The sequence below is a fragment of the Streptomyces durmitorensis genome (assembly GCF_023498005.1).
Taxonomy (GTDB): domain Bacteria; phylum Actinomycetota; class Actinomycetes; order Streptomycetales; family Streptomycetaceae; genus Streptomyces; species Streptomyces durmitorensis.
The window spans coordinates 9,208,290-9,226,726 of the sequence record NZ_CP097289.1 but is presented as its reverse complement, the minus strand read 5'-3'; the positions used below and the strand labels follow the sequence as shown (position 1 = coordinate 9,226,726).

The window sequence follows — 18,437 nt, the reverse complement described above, 5'->3', positions numbered from 1 at the left end:
CCCGTTCTCAACTCGCGTGCACACCAAGGGAATCAGGCCATCCGTCAGCCGGGCGCGGAGCAGCTCCGGACGGTGGCTCCAGATGAGGGCGGATTTCAGCTGAGAGGAGGGTCGTCGCGGGGAGGCGGAGCCTCGGCCGCGCCCGGGGCCTGCGCGTCCGCACTCGACACCGGGTCGTCCGTGGTCGGCGCGAGCGGCACGGCGCCGCCGCCTTGGAGGCGTTCCAGGTCGGCGGGCCGCACCTGGATGACGATCAGGGCGATCAGGGCGGCGACGACGGCGAAGACGGCAGCGGCGATGAAGGAACTCGAGATGCCCGAGGCGAGGACCTGGTCGCCCCAGCGCCCCGGCAGCTCACCCGTCCTGCGGAACTCCAGCTGCTCGGCCCGGGTCGCCTCCGCCATGAAGCGGGGGACCTGGTCGGTGGCTTCGTTGCGGCTGGCCGTGCCGAAGACGGTGACGAGGACGGACAGGCCGAGCGAACCGCCCACCTGCTGGGTGGCGTTGAGGATGCCGGAAGCCGCTCCGGCATCCTGCGACTCCACGCCCGAGACCGCCATGAGGGTCAGCGACACGAACTGCATGCCCATGCCGAAGCCGAAGACGAGCACGGGGCCGAGCAGGCTTCCCGTGTACGTGCTGTCGACATCGGTCAGCGTCAGCCAGCCGAGTCCCACGGCGGCCAGCACCGCGCCCACCACCATGAAGGGCTTGGGCCCCCACTTGGGCAGCAGTTGGGAGGCGAGTCCCGCGCCCACGGCGATGATCGCGCTCACCGGCAGGAAGGCGAGACCGGCCCGCAGCGGGCTGAAGTTCAGGATGTTCTGCACGAAGAGCGTCAGGAAGAAGAACATCCCGAACATGGCCGCGGCCAGGCACAGCATGATCCCGTAGACACCGGCGCGGTTGCGGTCGCGGAACATCCACAGCGGGGTGATGGGCTGCTTCGAGCGGCGCTCGACGGCGAGGAACAGGCCGAGGAGCACGACGGCCGCCGCGAAGGACGCGATGGTCAGGCTGTCGCTCCAGCCGTCCTCGGATGCGCGGATGAAGCCGTAGACGAGCAGCACCATGCCCACGGTGGAGGTGAGTGCGCCGAGGAGGTCGAAGTGTCCCGGGTGGCGCTCGGACTCCCGGATGTAGCGGGGTGTCGCCACGGCGATGAGCAGGCCGATGGGGATGTTCACGAAGAGGACCCAGCGCCAGTCGAGCCACTCCACGAGCAGCCCGCCCGCGAGGAGTCCGATCGCGCTGCCGCCGGCCGACACGGCCGCGAACACGCCGAACGCCCTGTTCCGCTCGGGTCCTTCGCGGAAGGTCGTGGTGATCAGCGAGAGGGCGGTGGGCGACGCGATGGCGCCGCCGACGCCCTGCAGCGAGCGTGCGGCGAGCAACTGCCATGATTCCTGGGAGAGTCCGCCGAGCAGCGAGGCGAACACGAAGAGCAGGACGCCGAACATGAAGACTCTGCGACGCCCGAGAATGTCGCCGAGGCGCCCGCCCAGGAGGAGCAGACCGCCGAAGGTCAGCGTGTAGGCGTTGATCACCCAGGACAGGGTCTCGGTGGAGAAGCCGAGCGAGGTCTGGATGTGCGGAAGGGCGATGTTCACGATGGTGATGTCGAGGACCACCATCAGCTGGCACGAGGCGATGACGAGGAGTGCGATACCGCTGCCGCTGCCCCGCTTCGGGGAGGCGGCAGGCTCTGAGGGTGTCGTCCGAGAGCCCGTCATGGGAGTGCCGGTGTGTCCAGCGAGCAGTGAACGGAGGCGTTCACTGGTCCCAGGCTAAGCCTGTCCGCCCGGCCCCGCCATTCGTTCACGGGGCACGGCTCGGGCTCTTCGCGGTCGGGGTGAAAGCCGTCGCGGACCGAAGCGGCCGGGGCGCGATGTGACCCACGACACCCCGGCCGCCCGATGACTTGATCGAGCCCCACCCGTCCTACTGGCAACAACACTGCGAAGGACGGGACGGCATCACCATGACCGAAGCCACCAAGGGCCCTGCCGCCTACTTCCCCTCGATCGAGAAGAAGTACGGCCGCCCGATCGCGGAGTGGAAGGACCTCATCCGTTCCTCTCCGCTGACCAAGCACATGGAACTCGTCGGCTGGCTCAAGACCGAGCACGGTCTGGGGCACGGACACGCCAACGCCCTGGTCGCGCACACCCTGGCCGAGAACCGCACCACGTGAGCCGCCGCTGCCGCCCCTACCGGCTCAGAGCGGCGCTTCCCCCGCGGGTGCGGCGCCGCGCGAGCCGGTGGAAGGCCTTGGGCGCGGACCGCGGTGCGGGCAGGGCCCCCGCGACCGCGTCGGCGAGGAGCGTGGTGACCGTCTCGGCGGCACAGGTGCGGTTGGCGCCGATGCCGCCGCTGGGACCCCGCTTGATCCAGCCCACCACGTAGGTCCCCGGCTGTCCGGCCACCCGGCCGCCCTCGTGCGGCACGGTGCCGGTGGTCTCGTCGAAGGGCAGTCCGGCGACCGGCACCCCGCGGTAGCCGATCGCGCGCAGCACCATGTCCGTACGTATCGTCCGCTCCCCCGACGACTGCACGACGCGCACGCCCCGGACGGCTTCCTCGCCGAGCATCTCCACCGGAGCGGAATGGAAGCGGAGCACGATGCGGCGCCCCGGGGCGGGCGGCTGCGCCCAGTCGACGCGGTCGCGCGTGACGTCGCGCAGGAGGGCCGCCTTGCCCTGCGCACCGGTCCCCGAACCGGCTTCGTCGATGGCGGCCCCGGTCCGAGGGTCGTGGTCGTCGACGACCAGATCGAGGCCCGGAACGTGCTGGAGGGCGAGCAGTTCGGACCTGGTGTACGCGGCGTCCTCGGGGCCCCGCCTCCCGAGCAGGACCACTTCGCGCACCTTGCCCGCGCGCAGCGCCGCCAGCGCGTGGTCGGCGATGTCGGTGCGGGCGAGGCCGTCGGGGTCGGCGAGCAGGATCCGGGCGACGTCCAGCGCGACGTTGCCGTTGCCGACGACGACCACGCGCTCGGCGGACAGGTCGATCGCGTCCGGCGCCGCGTCCGGGTGGCCGTTGTACCAGGCGACGAACGCCCTCGCGGAGATGCTGCCGGACAGCTCCTCGCCCGGGACGGCCAGGGTGCGGTCGGCCGACGCGCCCACGGCGTAGATGACCGCGTCATGGTGTGCGGCCAGTTCCTGCGCGGTGACGTCGGCACCCACGTCGAGGCCGAGGTGCATCCGCACCCTCGGATGCGTGTGGAACCGCGCGAAGGTGTCGCCGACCTTCCTGGTCGCGGGGTGGTCCGGTGCCACGCCGAAGCGGACCAGGCCGCCGGTCTCGGGCAGCCGGTCGATCAACGTGACTTCGGCGCTGGTGTGCAGGAGCAGGTCCTGGACCGCGTACATCCCGGCCGGTCCTGTGCCGACGACGGCGACCTTGAGCGGCGCGAAGTCCGACGGCAGGACGCGCGGGAAGGACGGCTCGTCCCAGGCGTGGAAGTTCGGTCCGTCCGGGGCCGGTTCGGGCTCGCGGTCCGCGTAGTACGCAGCGTTGATCGTCGCGTACTCCTGCTGCGCGACGGGCAGGCTGTCCACCGGGAAGATCGCGTCGACCGGGCAGGCGTCGGCGCAGGCGCCGCAGTCGATGCAGGTCTTCGGATCGATGTGCAGCATCTCCGTGCTGCCGAACGCCCGCTCCTGGGGCGTCGGGTGGATGCAGTTGACCGGGCACACGGCGACGCACGTGGCATCGCTGCAGCAGGTCTGGGTGATGGCGTAGGTCATGTCGTCGGCTCGACTCGCTCGGCTCGGATCGCTCGGCTCGGATCGGATCGCTCAGATGAGGTGGGCGCGCTTGTAGAAGGCAAGCGCCGGCTTGGTGAGCAGCCGGGAGGAGGCCAGGAACTCCATCAGTCCCGAACAGCTGGACCGCATCATGGACTTGTGGTGTTCGTTGGCCTTCGCCTCGGCGAGGGCGCGCTTCTCGTCGAGCCCGGCGTTCGCGTACACCTTGGGGTTCACCATGCTGGTGACGATGTAGTACGAGGCGATCGCGACGACGAGCGCATTGATCTGGCGGCGCAGTCGGCCCGCACCGGAAAGCCGCTTGCTCGTCTGGTCGCGGGCGAACTTCATGTGCCGCGATTCCTCGACGACGTGGATGTTGTTGATCGTGCGCACGAACGGCACGACGCGCTCGTCCCGCATCCAGTCGCGCTGCATGACGTCGAGCACTTCCTCGGCCACGAGGATCGCGGCGTAGGCCGCCTCCCCGAAGGCCACCGTCTTGAACACCCGGCCGAGTTCCATCGCGAACCGCTTGGGCCGGTAGGCGGGCGCGCCCAGCTTCTCGGCGCCGCGGGCGAACATGATCGAGTGCCGGCACTCCTCGGCGATCTCGGTGAGGGCCCACTGCACTTCGTCGCTGGCCGGGTTCTTCATGTAGACGTCGCGCAGCACCATTTGCTGGAGGATCATCTCGAACCAGATGCCCGTGCTGGCCACCGATGCGGCTTCCTGGCGCGTCAGCTCCTTGCGCTGCGCGTCGGTGAGCTCCTGCCAGTACGGCGTGCCGTACAGGGAGCACCATTCCGGACTCGCGCCGTGGAAGTCGCGGTCGAGAGGGGTCTCCCAGTCCACCTCGGTGGCCGGGTCGTAGGCCAACACGGCGGCCGAATCGAGCAGTCGCCGGGCCACGTCGTCCTCTTCGGGACGGTCCTGCGATGTCGGCCGAACAGTGCTGCTTGCCATGCTGCGGCTCCTTGACTCTGATGCGTACGTTCTCTTGTTCGCTCAGGCAACGGACCGGGGCGTCGTCCCGCGACGCGCGGCGGCCCGCTTGTTAGACAGACCGTATAACAAGCGGGTCGGGCAGCCTACCCCCGAGTAAGAACTGAATCTACGCAAGTTCTTGCGGCAACAACCCTGCGCAGGTCAGGCCTCCTGGAGACCCCATTCGGGCAGCGATTCCCCATCACTCACCCGTCACACCGGACACCAAAGCCGCCCTGAGCACCGGTAGTTGAAATATCTTGCAGAAAGCATTGACGCGTACATGCGTGGACGGCAGGCTCCCCTTCGGAATCCCCCCACGGCAGCCTCCCCCACGAGCAGCTGCCCTTCTTTGGGCACTGCTGTGCCCGGTCTCGAAGGAGCCGCACCATGCAGCACCGTTCCCGCCTGCTGGGAGCCACATCGGCCGGGGTCCTGGCCGCGGCCGGCCTGGCGACGTTCGCGCCCTCGCAGTCGCAGGCGACACCGCCGGGCGACAAGACCGTCACCGCCACCATGTTCGAGCGGCCGTACGCGGATGTGGGCAAGGCATGCGCCGGCGAGCTCGGCCCCGCGGGCTACGGCTACGTCCAGGTGTCGCCCGCCACCGAGCACATACAGGGCGACCAGTGGTGGACCTCGTACCAGCCCGTCAGTTACCAGCTCGCGGGCCGCCTGGGCGACCGCGCCTCCTTCAAGAGCATGGTCGACGCCTGCCACCAGGCAGGGGTCAAGGTCATCGCGGACGCCGTCATCAACCACATGGCGGCCGGCGCGGGAACGGGCACCGGCGGCACGCAGTACGGCAAGTACGAGTATCCCGGCTACTTCCAGGACGCGGACTTCCACACCTGCCGCACGAGCATCAACGACTACACCAACCGCGACAACGTCCAGAACTGCGAACTGGTGGGCCTTGCCGACCTCGACACGGGCAGCGACGCGGTGCGCACCACCATCGCCGCGTACCTCGACGATCTGCGGTCCCTGGGTGTGGACGGCTTCCGCATCGATGCCGCCAAGCACATGGCCGCCGACGACGTCGCCGCCATCAAGGGCAAGATGAGCGACCCCGGGTTCTGGGTCTCGGAGGTCATCCACGGAGGCGGCGAGGCCGTCCAGCCCGACGAGTACACCGGCATCGGGGACGTCGACGAGTTCCGCTACGGCGGGCACCTCAAGAGTGCCTTCCAGGGCGGGAACATCGCGCAGCTGAAGTCGGTCGCCGACGGCAAACTGGGCAGCGGCTCGGCCCGTACGTTCGTCGACAACTGGGACACCGAGCGGGGTGGCTCGACGCTCACCTACAAGGACGGCGCGACCTACGCCCTGGCCAACGTCTTCATGCTCGCGTCCCCCTACGGCTCACCGAACGTGTACTCCGGCTACGAGTGGTCCGACAAGGACGCGGGCCCGCCCAGCGGCGCAAGCGGCTGGACGAACACGCACACCCAGCAGGCGGTCACCGGCCTGGTCGGGTTCCGCAACGAGGTGGGCGCCGCGGAGCTGACCGACTGGTGGGACAACGGCGGCAGCGCCCTCGCGTTCGGCCGCGGGGACAAGGGGTTCGTCGCCCTCAACAACGGCGACGGCGAGCTGACCCAGACGTTCACGACGTCCCTGCCCGGCGGCACGTACTGCAATGTCGCCAAGGCGTCCCCGGACAGCTGCGACGGCAGCACCGTCACCGTCGGGGACGACGGGAAGATCGAGACCACCTTGCCCGCCCGCAGCGCCCTGGCACTGCACACCGGCGCCAAGACCGGCTGATCTAGACCAGGCGGAACACCGGATGACGTACCGACTCGGCGGCGAACTCCTCGTCCGTCGAGTCGCCCGTCACGTCGAAGTAGGGGCGGGTGACGGGTACTTCGCGCCAGTACTGGCGAAGGACGGGGACGCTCTCCTCGGGGCCCAGCTCGACCACGCGCACGGTCTCGGACCTGCCGCCCCTGCTGAGGTCGACCTGACCGGCCACGCGGGCGTTGCGCACCCAGTTGCTCACGCCGTAGGCGCCGACGAGCCAGCGCTCGCCCCCGGCTGACATCACGTCGACCGGGGTGGAGAACGGACGGCCCGACTTCCTGCCGCGCACGGTCAGGATGTAGCGGTAGCCCTTGCCCATCCCGAACCGGGTCATCGTCCGGAACACGCCGTTGATCAGGCGCGTGCCGAAACCGATGCGATACGTCTTGGCCATCAGCCTTCTTCCTGTCGAGTGACCGGCGGTTGCCACGCGGCCAGCAACTGGGCCGCGCCAAGGCGGGCTTGGCGCGCCGGTTCGGGTGAACCCGTGATCGCGGCCGTGGTGATGGCCCCCTCCGCGAGCAGGACCAACGGGCCGACAGTCTGCCCCGATTCGCCCGCCGCGGCCACAAGTCCCGCCATGTAGGCGTGGAAGGCGCTCTTGTGGGCCCGGACGGCGTCGGCCACCGCCGGGTCGGCGGCCCTGAGTTCGCCGAACGAGTTGATGAACGCGCAGCCCCGGAAGTCCGGCTCGCAGAACCACTCGTAGAGCCAGTCGTAGACCGCGAGGACGCGCTCCACCACCCCGCCCGGCACGCTCTCCGCGTACTCGGCGAGCCGGCTCCGCCAGCGGCGGTCGCGGCGCTCCAGGCAGGCGAGGACGAGCTCCGATTTCGAGGGGTAGACCTGATACAGCCGCTTGAGCGAGACGCCCGAGGCCGCACGCACCTGGTCCATGCCCACGGCCTGGATCCCGCGCTCGTAGAAGAGCTCCTCGGCGGCGTCAAGGAGTCTGACTTCCGCTTCGGCGCGATCCATGCGAGCTCCAAGGGACGAGGACGGGGACCGGGGCGGGAACTGGGGGCGAGAACGGTCGTTCTCCGACCCTACTACGGCCCTGGGCGCGCCCGCATCATTGCGCGAGAACGACCGTTCTCCTACCGTGGACTCCCTCGCCGGAGAACGACCGTTCTCGCGACTGTGCGACGTGTAGGAGAGAGCCATGACCACACGACCCCCCGTCCCGCCCTTCACCCGGGAGACCGCGGCCGAGAAGGTTCGCCTCGCCGAGGACGGCTGGAACTCCCGCGATCCCGAGAAGGTCTCCCTCGCCTACAGCAAGGACTCCCGCTGGCGGAACCGCGCGGAGTTCGTCACGGGGCGCGAGGCGATCGTCGCCTTCCTGTCCCGCAAGTGGGACCGGGAGCTCGACTACCGCCTCATCAAGGAGCTGTGGGCGCACGACGGCCACCGCATCGCGGTGCGCTTCGCCTACGAATGGCACGACGACTCCGGCCACTGGTACCGCTCGTACGGCAACGAGAACTGGGAATTCGACGACGACGGCCTGATGCGCGTCCGGCACGCCTGCATCAACGACCTGCCCATCCAGGAGTCCGACCGCACGTACCACTGGCCGCTCGGCCGCCGCCCCGACGACCACCCCGGGCTCAGCGACCTCGGCCTGTGACGGCCGACCGGCCGGACCCGCGGGACCAGCGCCTCAGGAGCAGGGGCAGCAGCACGCACTGCGCGGCGACGGCGACCCAGAACTGGCCCGCACCGCCTGTGCGTTCGGCCAGCTGGTAGCCCTCGCCTCCGGCGACTCCGCTGACGAAGGCGCCGATCCCGGCCGCGAGGCGCTGGTGACCGAAGACGACGGCGGGTGCGCGGCGCGACCGGGCCAGGGCTTCGAGGTCGTTCTTGAAGAACAGGACGATCTCGCCGACGCAGACGAGCAGGGCTCCGGCGAGGATCGCGGCGTGGCTGCCGACGGCGAGCATGGCCATGCCTGCGGCCATCGCGCCGAAGCCGATCCACAGGGCGCGGGCGTAGGGCAGGCGCGCGATCCGGTCCGCGAGGAGGAGCTGCGCGACGACGAGCAGGAACGCGTAGAGCGCGAGGACAAGGCCGTAGTACGTCGTCGAGGTGCGGGGCACCGCGTACAGCGCGAGGTAGTGCTGGAAGAACATGAAGACGTACAGGCTCAGGACGGTGGTCGCGAAGGGCAGCACCGCGAGACCGGCGAACGCGCTTTCCCGGTGCGCGGGTTGTTCCTGTCCGGCCCTGTCGCTCCGGCCGCGCTCGGGGCCCTCCGCGGGCAGCAGCGCATGGCCCGCCGTGATCACCGCGAACAGCACGGTCACCGCGGCGAAGAGTCCTGCCGATGCGCTCAGGACGAAGGGTGCCGCCGCCAGCGGCCCCAGGGCGATGCCCGCGTTCAGCGCCGAGCCGCTCGCGGACAGCAGCAGGGGGCGCCGCTCCTCGTCGACCTCGTGTATCAAGTACGCCTTGTTGGCGGGCAGATAGAGCGCGGCGCCGACGGACACCAGGAAGAGGGCGAGGACGGCGGCGGCCGGGTGGCGCAGGCCGGGCAGGAAGCAGCCGAACCCCGCCGTGCGGATCACCAGGGCGAGCAGCATCGTGCGCCGCAGCCCGATGCGCTCGGCGACCGCGCCGCCCACCGCACCGCCCGAGAACTGCACCAGCGAGGCGACGGCGAGTACGACGCCGACCGTGCCGAGCCCCATGCCGAGCCGCTCGTGGAGCAGCACCGACATGAAGGGCAGAACGGCGAAGCTGCCGAGCGGGATCAGGAACGACCCGGCGAGCAGGAACCGTTGCGGCCCGGTCAGCCGCGCGAAGCCGGATCGCAGGCGTCCGCGCGGCTTCCCGAGGAGCGTCACTCCGGGGCGTGGGCGGCGACGAGCGGCCGTATGCTCCCGGCCGCGCTGAGCGCACGGTGCAGGGCCAGTTCCGCGGTCACGCCCTCGGCGAGGACGATCCCGGTGCAGCCGCGCTGGTCGTTCACGTGCTCCAGGCGGTCGCCGGGGGCCGCGGTGGGATACCACTCGGGCGAGCCGGGGAAGGCGGCGAGGCCGTCGAGGCCGGTCCATCCGGTGAGGGTGCCCGGCCGGTCGGGGTAGACGAGGACGAATCCCGTGGCGGGGCCCGTGGCCGCCGGTGCGTCGAGCAGGGCGGGGCGCAGGCCCAGTGCCACGGCGATCGTCGCGTCGTACACATTCGTGCGCAGGGCGCGGCACAGTGCCTCTCCGACGAGTGCGCCGCCGATGCGACGGTTGATCTCCACGAGCTGAGGACCGTCGGTGGTGAGGACGAACTCGACGTGTGCGAAGTCCGCGTCGTGGTCCGCCGTCCTCAAGACGCGCCCCACCCAGTCCTCGATGAGGGCGAACTCCGGTTCCGGCAGGGCGACGGGGAAGGCCGCGGCCTCCTCCCGGACGGAGGGCTCGGAGGACATCTGCCGGCTGAGCACGCCCAGGAGCTTCGTCTCGCCCGCCCAGCTGAGCGTCTCCGCGCTGTAGACGGGCCCGGCGAAGAAGGGTTCCGCGAACAGCCCCCCGGCGAAGGGGCGTTGGGCGGCCTCGCGGAGAGCGGTGTGCAGCTGCCGCTCGTCGCGGACCAGCCAGACGTTGCGCGACGAGGTGCCCGCCGAGTCCTTGAGGACCACCGGCAGGCCGATCCGCTGGAGCACCTCGTCGGCCGCCGAGGGGTCGGCCGGGATCGTGAGGCCGGGGCCGCGGCTCAGGTCCTGCTCGTGGAGGAGGTTGCGCACCCGGGATTTGTCCCGCAGGAGGCGGACCGCGGCCGGGTCGGGCCCCGGCAGGCCGAGTTCGGCGGCGAGGTCGGCGCCCGGCACGCTCCAGGTGTCGGTCGAGTTGATGAGCCCCTTCAGGCCGGGCACCGCGGCCAGGGCCGCGGCGGACGCGGCCGTGTCACGGGTGTCGACGTCGACGATGTCGAGTGCTCCCGGTTCCAGGCGGTCCAGTTCATGCCGGTAGACGGCTCGGTCGCCCGTGAGCAGACACAGCCGGTGCCCGGCGGCACCGGCCGCCTCCACCAGACGTCCGAGGCCGAAGGTGAGTGCTTCCAGGGCGGCGATCGTCACGATGCCTTCCCCTCCTTCTCGTGCTTCTTGGTGCGTACGTCCTCGTGCTTCTTCGTGCGTACGTCGTAGCTGCGCCGGTTCCACTCCATCGCCGACCACGGCAGGGCGAGGTCGGCCAGGTCGGTGATCTGGTGCGGCTTGAGGGTGCGCGGGTCGAGGGCCTCCTGGTGACGGGAGAAGACCCGCTCGGTGTAGCGGTGTCCCGTGTCGGCGCCGATCACCAGATGCATACGGTCCGGGTTGCGGGCCGCCTCCCAGGCCGTGACTAGGTGGGCCGCCCCGGTGGAGAGGCCCGCGAACACCGCGTGGGCGCGCAGCAGATCGACGGCTCCCGCCATGGCGTGCCGGAAGTCGACCCAGTGGAGGGTGTCGTACAGGTCGTGGCGGACGTTGTCGAAGGGGATCGAGCTGCCGATCCCGGCGATGATCGCCTCGGGGTCGCTGAAGTCCTCGCTGCCGAAGGTGACGCTGCCGAAGGGCTGAAGCCCCAACAGCCGTACCTCACGGCCGCGTTCGCGCAGCGGTTGGACGAGTCCGCCGGTGGAGGCACCGGTGCCGACGGCTCCGACCACGGTCAGCGGGGCGTCGGGCAGGGCGGCGTCGACCAGGTCCGCGAACTCCTCGTAGCCGGCGTAGTGGACGCCGTCGTGGTACTGCCGCATCCAGTGCAGGTCGCCGCGTTCGACGAGCAGTTGCCGCACCCGCCGCACCCGCCGCTCCTGGTCGAGCCGCAGGCTGTCCGAGGGCGGCATCTGGTCCACGGTCGCGCCGAGGATCTCCAACTGGGCGCGCATCGCGGCGTCGACGGTGGTGGAGGCGACGATGTGGCAGCCGAGGCCGTAGCGGTGACAGGCCATGGCGAGGGCAAGGGCGTAAATGCCGCTTGAGCTGTCCACGAGGGTCTGGCCGGGCCGTACGGTGCCGCGTTCGAGGAGGGTGCGGACCGCGCCGAGCGCCGCGTACACCTTCATCGTCTCGAAGCGTGCCAGGACGACGTTGTCGGAGAGCCGCAGCAGGTCGGGGGCTTTCATCGCGTCGGTGATGTGCCCGTGGACGGTGGCCGCGGGGGCCGCTGCCATGCGCAAGGGGGTCACCGCCCGACCGACCGGAGGTAGCCGCCCAGGTCCTCGGCGCCCTTGACGTTGCGCGGGCCGCTGACGGCGTCGCCGTAGGACATGACGAAGAAGCGGCCCTCCTTCACGGCCGGGACCGACTTCAGGCCGGGGAGCGACTTCAGGTAGGCGATCTTCTCCTTGGCGGGCTGGTCCGCGTAGTCGATGATGACGATGACCTCGGGCTTCGCCTTGATGACCGGTTCCCAGCCCACCGTCGTCCAGCCCTTGTCGAGGCCGTCGAAGACGTTCGTCGCGCCCGCTGCCTTGATGATGTCGTTCGGTGCGGCATGGCGCCCTGCGGTGAAGGGCTGGTCGGTCCCCGAGTCGTAGACGAAGACCTTGGCCGGGTCGCCCTTCTCGGGCCAGGTCTTCTTCAGGGCGGTGACGCGCCCCTTGAGGTCGGTGACGACCTTCTCGGCCCGCTTCTCCACGCCGAAGATCCGGCCCAGGTTGTCCAGGTCGGTGTAGAGCGCCTCAAGGGGCGTGACGTCGACGCTCTTGTCGCCGTAGTCCCAGCATGTCTCGGTGTGCAGATAGCTGGCGGACCCGACCTTGTCCAGGAGGGCGGGCGTGATGCCGCGCTCCTCGCTGAAGCCGGAGTTCCACCCGGCGAGGACGAAGTCGGCCTTGGCGTCGACCACGATCTCCCGGGTGATGCGCTCGGTGCCCAGGCGCTCCACGTCGGCGTAGTCCGTGCGCCAGGGCGAGCCCTTGATGGAGGGGTCGCCGAGCTTGTTCATGACGTAGCCGCGCATCCGGTCGGCGAGACCGAGGGAGAACATCTTCTCGGCGCCACTGACGTCGTAGGCCACCGGACGCTCGGGACGGGTGTACGTGACGTCCTTGCCGCAGTTGTTGACGGTGACCGTCTCCGCCTTGTTCTTCGCCGTCGGCTCGACCTCGGCGCCGCAGCCGGTGGTCAGGAGCCCGGTCGTGAGCAGCACGGCGGCTGCCAGGGTGCGGGGCAGCGGTGGTCGGTTCATGAGTGCGGTCCTTCTGCCAGGGCGTCGGCGGGTGCCGGGGTGCCGGTGGGGGCGAGGTCGTAGACGAGTTGGGGCGTCCCGGTGCGCGGGTGGTGCACGACGGTGGCGTCGACGCCGAACACCTTGCGGATCAGCTCGGGGTTCAGGACCTGTGCCGGGCTGCCCGTGGTGACCAGGGAGCCGGAGCTCAGGACGGCGATGCTGTCGCAGGCCGCGGCCGCCAGATTGAGGTCGTGCAGGGCCGTGAGCACGGTGAGGCCCGATCCGCGCAGGAAGGAGAGGAGTTCCACCTGGTGGCGGATGTCGAGGTGGTTGGTGGGCTCGTCCAGGACCAGGACGCGGGGTTCCTGGACGAGGGCGCGTGCCACGAGTACGCGCTGCCGCTCGCCGCCGGAGAGGGTGAGCACGCTGCGGTCCGCGAGGTGGGTGACGTCGAGGCGGTCCATCGCCTCGCGGCACAGGGCGCGTTCGCGTGCGGTGAGGGGATGGTTGCCGCTCGCGTGCGGGGCGCGGCCGAGGGCCACGACTTCGTCGACCGTGAAGTCGAGTTCGGTGTGGCTCTCCTGGGTGAGAGCGGCGATCGACCGGGCGCTGTCGCGCAGTGTGAGCGACGCCAGGTCGGTGCCGTCCAGGAGCACGGCTCCCGAAGTTGGCTTGAGCGCGCGGTAGACGCAGCGCAGTGCGGTGGACTTGCCGCTGCCGTTCGGGCCGACGACCCCGACGATCCGCCCTGCCTCCACCTCGATGTTCAGCCGGTCGACCAGGGCGCGCCCCGCGGCCTCGACCGAGAGCTCCCGCAGTACGAGGGTCATCTAGCGCCCTCCGAACAGATAGCCGCGGCGGCGCATCAGCACGATGAACACCGGTACGCCGATGAGCGCGGTGATGACCCCGAGCGGCAGCTCCTCGGGGGCGAACGCGGTGCGGGCCACGAGGTCGACCCAGACCAGGAAGCAGGCACCGGCGAGCGGCGCGACGGCAAGGACCCTGCGGTGTGTCGAGCCCACCAGGATGCGCACGACGTGCGGCAGGACGAGCCCGACGAAGCCGATCGCGCCGCTGACCGCGACGATGAGACCGGTGGCCGCCGCCGTGAGGAGGAAGAGGCGGCGCCGCAGTGCCTCCGCGTCCACGCCCAGGCTGGCCGCGGTCTCGTCCCCAAGGGACAGCACGTCCAGGGACCGGCTCTGGCGCAGCAGCACCACGACCGTCACCAGGACGGCGCCTGCCGCGAGGGGCAGCGACTCCCAGGACGCCGAGCCGAGACTGCCGAGGAGCCAGAACAAGACCGTGCGGGCGGCCTGGCCGTTCGGGGAGAGGAAGACGAGGACGCTCATCAGCGCCTGGAACCCGTATGCCAGCGCGACACCGGTGAGGACGAGACGCAGCGGCGTCAGGCCGAGCGGTCCGCGCGCCGCCAGGTACACCAGAACGGTGGCGCCGAGCGCCCCGAGGAACGCGGCGGCGGACAGGGCGAAGACACCCAGGCTCGCGAAGACCCCGAACACCACGACCGCGGTGGCTCCGACCGACGCGCCGGACGAGATGCCGAGGACGAACGGGTCGGCGAGGGCGTTGCGCACCAGCGCCTGGATGGCGACGCCGACGACCGCGAGCCCCGCCCCGACCACGGCGGCGAGCAGTACCCGTGGGGTGCGCACGTGCCAGACGATGGAGTAGCCGCTCACCTCGTCCGCCCCGATGCTGCCGCCGGTGAGAGCGGCAGTCAGGAAACGCACGACGTCCCCGAGCGGCACGACGGTCGGGCCGAGGGCGATTCCGGCGAGCACGGAGAGCACCAGTGTCACGGAGAGCACCGTCAAGGTGGTCACGAGCCGTCCGCGGCCCGCCTTGCCCGCCGTCGGCTCGTAGGGGGCTGCCTCCGGGGAGGCGGTCCCTGTTGTGGCCTCGGTCATGAAGTCCCTTCACCCATCGGACAGTTCGCAGCGATGCGGCCGCCCCGGCGCGGGTGCGGCACGATCCAGTAGTCGGCGGGCGTCGCCGCCGGGTTCCCGGAGATTCACGAACTGCCCGGTCACTGCACGGGCTTGGTTCCTCGCACGATCAGACGCCGCGAGTGGTGGTCGTAGGGCGCGCCGTCGAAGCCGCCGAAGCACTCCACGTCGGTGAAGCCGGCGTCTTCGAAGAGGGCACGCAGCTCGGCCGCGCTGTAGAGGAAGGAGGTGATCGAGGCTTCGCGCGCGACCCCGTCGCGTACGAGCGTCCAGTCGGTCCGCAGCCGGGTCCAGCTGTCCAGGACGGTATCGCGCTGCACCACGTAGGCGCCGTCGAGTTCGACGATCTGGGGGCGGCCGATCCAGCCGGCGAGCACTTCTTTGCCCATCACGTCGATCAGCAGCTGCCCGCCCGGCACCAGCGAGTCGTGGGCGTTGCGCAGCACCTGGAAGTTGTCCTGCGCGTCGTCGAAGTAGCCGAAGGAGGTGAAGACGTTGAGCACGGCGTCGTACGACTGCGGCTCGACGTGCGTGAGCATGTCCGCCCGGAGCAGGCGGACATCGGCCGCGGCGTCCTCGCACACGACGCGGGCTCGCTCCAGGAGCTCCGCGCTGAGGTCCACGCCCGTGACCGTGTAGCCGCGGCGGGCCAGCGGCACCAGGTACAGGCCGGGCCCGCAGCACAGGTCAAGTACGCGGCTGCCCGCCGGGAACCCGAGCAGCGGCGAGTGCGCGACGATCTCGGCTGTCTCCGCACGCCGCTGCTCGGAGAACATCGTCTCGGAGAAGTCGGACCAGAATCCGTCGTCCTCGTACCAGTGCATGCTGCCGCGACCTCGCTCCAGTGGGCTGTTCCGGCCCGTACGCACGCGGCTGGATGTGCCGCGTGCGTACGGGACTTGCGCACCAGTGGTCGGCTGCGGGTGGCTTCTGGTTCCCGGGCGGGGAGCCGGGCTGTGTGACTTCTGGGGGAGCTTTCTCAGTCCTCGGTGTTCAAGCGGCCTAGGCGCCGCTCGCCTTGAGCATGTCCTCGCGCTCGACGATCTTCACGCGCTCACGGTCCTCCGCCTCGCCGAGGGCCTTCTCCGCGGCGTCGAGGCGGTACCAGCCCTCCCACGTGGTGAAGCGGACGTTCCGCTCGCCGAGGAAGGCTTCCACCGCCGACGGGTCGGGGGCCGTGGGCGTGTGCAGGCGGGCGTTCGCGTGGTCGTCCAGGAGGCTGGCCACCGTCTCGTTCGCGTCGCCCTTGGTGTGACCGATCAGGCCGACGGGGCCGCGGCGGATCCAGCCGGTGACGTACGTCGACTGCAGGTGCTCCCCGGTCTCCTCGATGACCCGGCCGCCCTTGTCGGGCACCGTGCCCGACGCGACGTCCCAGGGCAGCTTGGGCAGCTCGTCGGAGAGGTAGCCCACGGCGCGGTAGACGGCGCCGAGGTCCCAGTCCTTGAACTCGCCGGTTCCCTTGACGTTGCCGGTGCCGTCGAGGGCGGTGCGCTCGGTGCGCAGGCCGACGACCCGGCCGTCCTCGCCGAGGATCTCGGTCGGCGACTCGAAGAAGTGCAGGAACAGCTTGTGCGGGCGGTCGCCCGCGTCGCGGATCGCCCAGTTCTCGAGGGTCTTGGCGACCATGTCGGCCTGCTTGTTGCCGCGCCGGGTGGCGATCGAGCCGTCGTCGTAGTCGATGTCCTCGGGGTCGACGATGACCTCGATGTTCGGGGAGTGGTCGAGCTCCCGCAGCTCCATGGGGCTGAACTTGGCCTGCGCGGGGCCGCGACGGCCGAAGACGTGGACCTCGCGCGCCTTGTTGGCCTTGAGGCCCTCGTGGACGTTCGGCGGGATCTCGGTCGACAGGAGCTCTTCCGCGGTCTTGGCCAGGATGCGAGCCACGTCGAGCGCCACGTTGCCGACGCCGAGGACCGCGACCTTCTCCGCGTCGAGCGGCCAGGTGCGCGGCACGTCCGGGTGCCCGTCGTACCAGGAGACGAAGTCCGCGGCGCCGAACGAGCCGTCGAGCTCGATACCGGGGATGTCGAGGGCCCGGTCGGCCGTGGCGCCGGTGGAGAAGATCACCGCGTCGTAGAAGCTGCGCAGGTCGTCGAGGTCGATGTCGTTCGGGTAGTCGACATTGCCGAAGAAGCGGATCTGAGGCTTGTCGAGGACCTGATGCAGGGCCGTGACGATGCCCTTGATCCGGGGGTGGTCGGGGGCGACGCCGTAGCGGATGAGGCCGAAGGGCGCGGGCATCCGCTCAAAGAGGTCGATCGACACACCGGGCTCGACCGCCACTGCGGATTTCAGCAGCGCGTCGGCGGCGTAGATGCCGGCCGGACCGGCTCCGACAACGGCTACCCGCAGAGGGCGAGACATGATCAGGTTTCCCTTCGAGCGAAGACATGGGGCTCGTGGGGAAGCCTAAACTAAGGCAATCCTAAGTTAGTACGCGGGCCGGGTCTATGACCTCATAAGGCCAGCTTATGGGGTCACGTAGGCAAGGTTTGACTTGTGCCCGGCAGGGCGCGCGGCCCTGCGAGGGGTCACCGCCCTTCGGGGCGCGTGGAGATACGAGCGGGGCGTGAGGGAACTCCCGCAGGCGACGCCGCGTTGTCAACTCACCGAGTTCGCAACCGAGTTCGAGCAGAGCTCGCTCAGCGCTTCGAGCAGAGCGCACTCAGTGCACCAAGTCCGTCGCGTTGTCGCGTTGTGTCGAGTTGTCGCGTCGCCCCGTTCGCAGACTCCCATCCCCGCTCTTCACGGAGGCCCGGAACCATGACCCGCGATCACCATGATCACCGCAATCAGCCCCAGCCGTCCCGTCGCACCGTCCTCGGCGGCGCCACCGTCGCGGCTCTCGCGGTGGCGACCGGCGCCGGAACGGCAGGCGCCGCCACCGCAGCGCAGGGCTCCAGATGGCCCACCGAGTTCCCGCTCCCGGACGGCTTCCTCCCCGAGGGAATCGCCATCGGCACAAAGCCGTACGCGTACATGGGCTCGCGCGCCAACGGCGCCATCCACCGCACCGACCTGCGCACCGGCCGGGGCGAGGTCTTCTTCGAGGGAGCCACCGGCACGGTGGCCGTCGGCCTGAAGCTGGACGACGACGGCCTGCTCTACGTCGCCGGGAACACCGGAGTCGCGCGGGTCCTGGACACCCGCAGCGGCAGGCTGGTGGCCACGTATCAACTGACGGAGGCGGCAGGCCACTTCATCAACGACGTCACCCTGCTCGGCGACCGTGCCTGGTTCACCGACTCGCGCGACGGCGTCCTCTACGGAGTGCCCCGCGGCCGCAAGGGCACGGTGCGCGCGCTGCCGCTCGGCGGCGACTGGGTGCAGACACCGGACGTCATCAACGCCAACGGCATCGTGGACACCCCCGACCGCCGGGGACTGATCGTCGTCAGCAGCTCACCGGGCAAGCTCTACCGCGTACACCTCAAGACCGGGCACGCCAGCGAGATCACCCTGGCCGGAGCGGACAGCGTGGTCAACGGCGACGGCCTCCTGCGCATCGGCCGCACCCTCTACGTCGTACAGAACCGCCTGAACCTGATCAGCGTGTTCGAACTCGACGCCGGGGCCCGCACCGCCACCCTGCGCCGCACGATCACCGACCCCCGCTTCGACATCCCCACCACGGCGGCCCGCTGGGGCGATCGCCTCTACCTCGTCAACGCCCGCTTCACCAGCCCGCAGGAGCCCGGCACGACCTTCAACGCCGTCGCCGTTTCCCTCTGAATCCCTTCTCGGGCGATGAATCCGCTCTGGAGCGC

At 70.3% G+C, this 18,437-nt stretch carries 17 protein-coding genes; 4 read left to right on the top strand and 13 right to left on the bottom strand.

Annotated elements, in window-relative coordinates; translation table 11 throughout:
- Positions 1-95: 95 nt before the first annotated feature.
- Entirely contained in the window at positions 96-1,733 is a 1,638-nt protein-coding gene (locus M4V62_RS40780; RefSeq protein WP_249592239.1) for an MFS transporter, read from the bottom strand.
- 248 nt (positions 1,734-1,981) lie between these two features.
- Between M4V62_RS40780 and M4V62_RS40775 the strand changes: the two genes are divergently transcribed.
- Positions 1,982-2,194 (top strand): DUF4287 domain-containing protein, encoded by a 213-nt coding sequence (locus M4V62_RS40775; RefSeq protein WP_249592238.1) that lies wholly within the window; start codon positions 1,982-1,984, stop codon positions 2,192-2,194.
- A 16-nt stretch (positions 2,195-2,210) separates the two neighbouring features.
- On the opposite strand, the gene M4V62_RS40770 is transcribed toward M4V62_RS40775, so the two are convergent.
- Both M4V62_RS40770 and M4V62_RS40765 read right to left on the bottom strand, forming a co-directional pair.
- Entirely contained in the window at positions 2,211-3,752 is a 1,542-nt protein-coding gene (locus M4V62_RS40770; RefSeq protein ID WP_249592237.1) for an FAD-dependent oxidoreductase, read from the bottom strand.
- Between the two features lie 51 nt (positions 3,753-3,803).
- Entirely contained in the window at positions 3,804-4,718 is a 915-nt protein-coding gene (locus M4V62_RS40765) for an AurF N-oxygenase family protein (protein ID WP_249592236.1), read from the bottom strand.
- A gap of 411 nt (positions 4,719-5,129) precedes the next feature.
- Between M4V62_RS40765 and M4V62_RS40760 the strand changes: the two genes are divergently transcribed.
- On the top strand, positions 5,130-6,509 hold the full coding sequence (locus tag M4V62_RS40760) for an alpha-amylase (protein ID WP_249592235.1): 1,380 nt from the start codon (positions 5,130-5,132) through the stop codon (positions 6,507-6,509).
- Between the two features lies 1 nt (position 6,510).
- Here M4V62_RS40760 and M4V62_RS40755 read toward each other — a convergent pair whose 3' ends face one another.
- On the bottom strand, positions 6,511-6,939 hold the full coding sequence (locus tag M4V62_RS40755; protein ID WP_249592234.1) for a nitroreductase/quinone reductase family protein: 429 nt from the start codon (positions 6,937-6,939) through the stop codon (positions 6,511-6,513).
- Entirely contained in the window at positions 6,939-7,523 is a 585-nt protein-coding gene (locus tag M4V62_RS40750; RefSeq protein WP_249592233.1) for a TetR/AcrR family transcriptional regulator, read from the bottom strand. Before M4V62_RS40750 ends, M4V62_RS40755 begins: the two co-directional genes overlap by 1 nt.
- A 184-nt stretch (positions 7,524-7,707) precedes the next feature.
- Here M4V62_RS40750 and M4V62_RS40745 point away from each other — a divergent pair, with 184 nt between their 5' ends.
- Positions 7,708-8,175 carry a nuclear transport factor 2 family protein gene (locus tag M4V62_RS40745; protein ID WP_249592232.1) on the top strand — a complete coding sequence of 156 codons (468 nt, stop codon included), beginning with the start codon at positions 7,708-7,710 and terminating at the stop codon, positions 8,173-8,175.
- Here the strand turns inward: M4V62_RS40745 and M4V62_RS40740 are convergent.
- From M4V62_RS40740 to M4V62_RS40705, 8 genes are all read right to left on the bottom strand, one after another.
- Complete coding sequence (locus M4V62_RS40740) at positions 8,156-9,391, bottom strand: MFS transporter (RefSeq protein ID WP_249592231.1); 1,236 nt, start codon at positions 9,389-9,391, stop codon at positions 8,156-8,158. The two genes, M4V62_RS40745 and M4V62_RS40740, sit on opposite strands and share 20 nt — an antisense overlap.
- Positions 9,388-10,614: an ATP-grasp domain-containing protein gene (locus M4V62_RS40735; RefSeq protein ID WP_249592230.1), complete on the bottom strand. Its 1,227-nt coding sequence runs from the start codon at positions 10,612-10,614 to the stop codon at positions 9,388-9,390. The genes M4V62_RS40740 and M4V62_RS40735 overlap by 4 nt, the downstream gene beginning before the upstream one ends.
- Positions 10,611-11,693, bottom strand: coding sequence for a pyridoxal-phosphate dependent enzyme (locus tag M4V62_RS40730; protein WP_249592229.1), 1,083 nt, complete (start codon positions 11,691-11,693; stop codon positions 10,611-10,613). Before M4V62_RS40730 ends, M4V62_RS40735 begins: the two co-directional genes overlap by 4 nt.
- Before the next feature lie 11 nt (positions 11,694-11,704).
- Positions 11,705-12,712, bottom strand: coding sequence for an ABC transporter substrate-binding protein (locus tag M4V62_RS40725; protein WP_249592228.1), 1,008 nt, complete (start codon positions 12,710-12,712; stop codon positions 11,705-11,707).
- Positions 12,709-13,524 carry an ABC transporter ATP-binding protein gene (locus tag M4V62_RS40720; protein ID WP_249592227.1) on the bottom strand — a complete coding sequence of 272 codons (816 nt, stop codon included), beginning with the start codon at positions 13,522-13,524 and terminating at the stop codon, positions 12,709-12,711. The genes M4V62_RS40725 and M4V62_RS40720 overlap by 4 nt, the downstream gene beginning before the upstream one ends.
- Positions 13,525-14,544, bottom strand: a complete 1,020-nt coding sequence (locus M4V62_RS40715) for a FecCD family ABC transporter permease (protein WP_425575175.1) — start codon at positions 14,542-14,544, stop codon at positions 13,525-13,527.
- 203 nt (positions 14,545-14,747) lie between these two features.
- Positions 14,748-15,491 (bottom strand): class I SAM-dependent methyltransferase, encoded by a 744-nt coding sequence (locus M4V62_RS40710; RefSeq protein WP_249592225.1) that lies wholly within the window; start codon positions 15,489-15,491, stop codon positions 14,748-14,750.
- A gap of 178 nt (positions 15,492-15,669) precedes the next feature.
- A complete protein-coding gene (locus M4V62_RS40705) occupies positions 15,670-17,034 on the bottom strand; it encodes an FAD-dependent oxidoreductase (protein WP_249592224.1) in 1,365 nt (454 codons plus the stop codon).
- A gap of 399 nt (positions 17,035-17,433) precedes the next feature.
- Here M4V62_RS40705 and M4V62_RS40700 point away from each other — a divergent pair, with 399 nt between their 5' ends.
- The gene (locus M4V62_RS40700) at positions 17,434-18,402 is read left to right on the top strand and encodes an SMP-30/gluconolactonase/LRE family protein (RefSeq protein ID WP_249592223.1); all 969 of its coding nucleotides are present in this window, start codon (positions 17,434-17,436) and stop codon (positions 18,400-18,402) included.
- Positions 18,403-18,437: the final 35 nt, after the last annotated feature.

Coding starts and splice junctions, on each gene's coding strand:
- M4V62_RS40780 (WP_249592239.1), bottom strand. CDS start 1,733: ATGACGGGCTCTCGGACGACACCCTCAGAGCCTGCCGCCTCCCCGAAG.
- M4V62_RS40775 (WP_249592238.1), top strand. CDS start 1,982: ATGACCGAAGCCACCAAGGGCCCTGCCGCCTACTTCCCCTCGATCGAG.
- M4V62_RS40770 (WP_249592237.1), bottom strand. CDS start 3,752: ATGACCTACGCCATCACCCAGACCTGCTGCAGCGATGCCACGTGCGTC.
- M4V62_RS40765 (WP_249592236.1), bottom strand. CDS start 4,718: ATGGCAAGCAGCACTGTTCGGCCGACATCGCAGGACCGTCCCGAAGAG.
- M4V62_RS40760 (WP_249592235.1), top strand. CDS start 5,130: ATGCAGCACCGTTCCCGCCTGCTGGGAGCCACATCGGCCGGGGTCCTG.
- M4V62_RS40755 (WP_249592234.1), bottom strand. CDS start 6,939: ATGGCCAAGACGTATCGCATCGGTTTCGGCACGCGCCTGATCAACGGC.
- M4V62_RS40750 (WP_249592233.1), bottom strand. CDS start 7,523: ATGGATCGCGCCGAAGCGGAAGTCAGACTCCTTGACGCCGCCGAGGAG.
- M4V62_RS40745 (WP_249592232.1), top strand. CDS start 7,708: ATGACCACACGACCCCCCGTCCCGCCCTTCACCCGGGAGACCGCGGCC.
- M4V62_RS40730 (WP_249592229.1), bottom strand. CDS start 11,693: ATGGCAGCGGCCCCCGCGGCCACCGTCCACGGGCACATCACCGACGCG.
- M4V62_RS40725 (WP_249592228.1), bottom strand. CDS start 12,712: ATGAACCGACCACCGCTGCCCCGCACCCTGGCAGCCGCCGTGCTGCTC.
- M4V62_RS40720 (WP_249592227.1), bottom strand. CDS start 13,524: ATGACCCTCGTACTGCGGGAGCTCTCGGTCGAGGCCGCGGGGCGCGCC.
- M4V62_RS40710 (WP_249592225.1), bottom strand. CDS start 15,491: ATGCACTGGTACGAGGACGACGGATTCTGGTCCGACTTCTCCGAGACG.
- M4V62_RS40705 (WP_249592224.1), bottom strand. CDS start 17,034: ATGTCTCGCCCTCTGCGGGTAGCCGTTGTCGGAGCCGGTCCGGCCGGC.
- M4V62_RS40700 (WP_249592223.1), top strand. CDS start 17,434: ATGACCCGCGATCACCATGATCACCGCAATCAGCCCCAGCCGTCCCGT.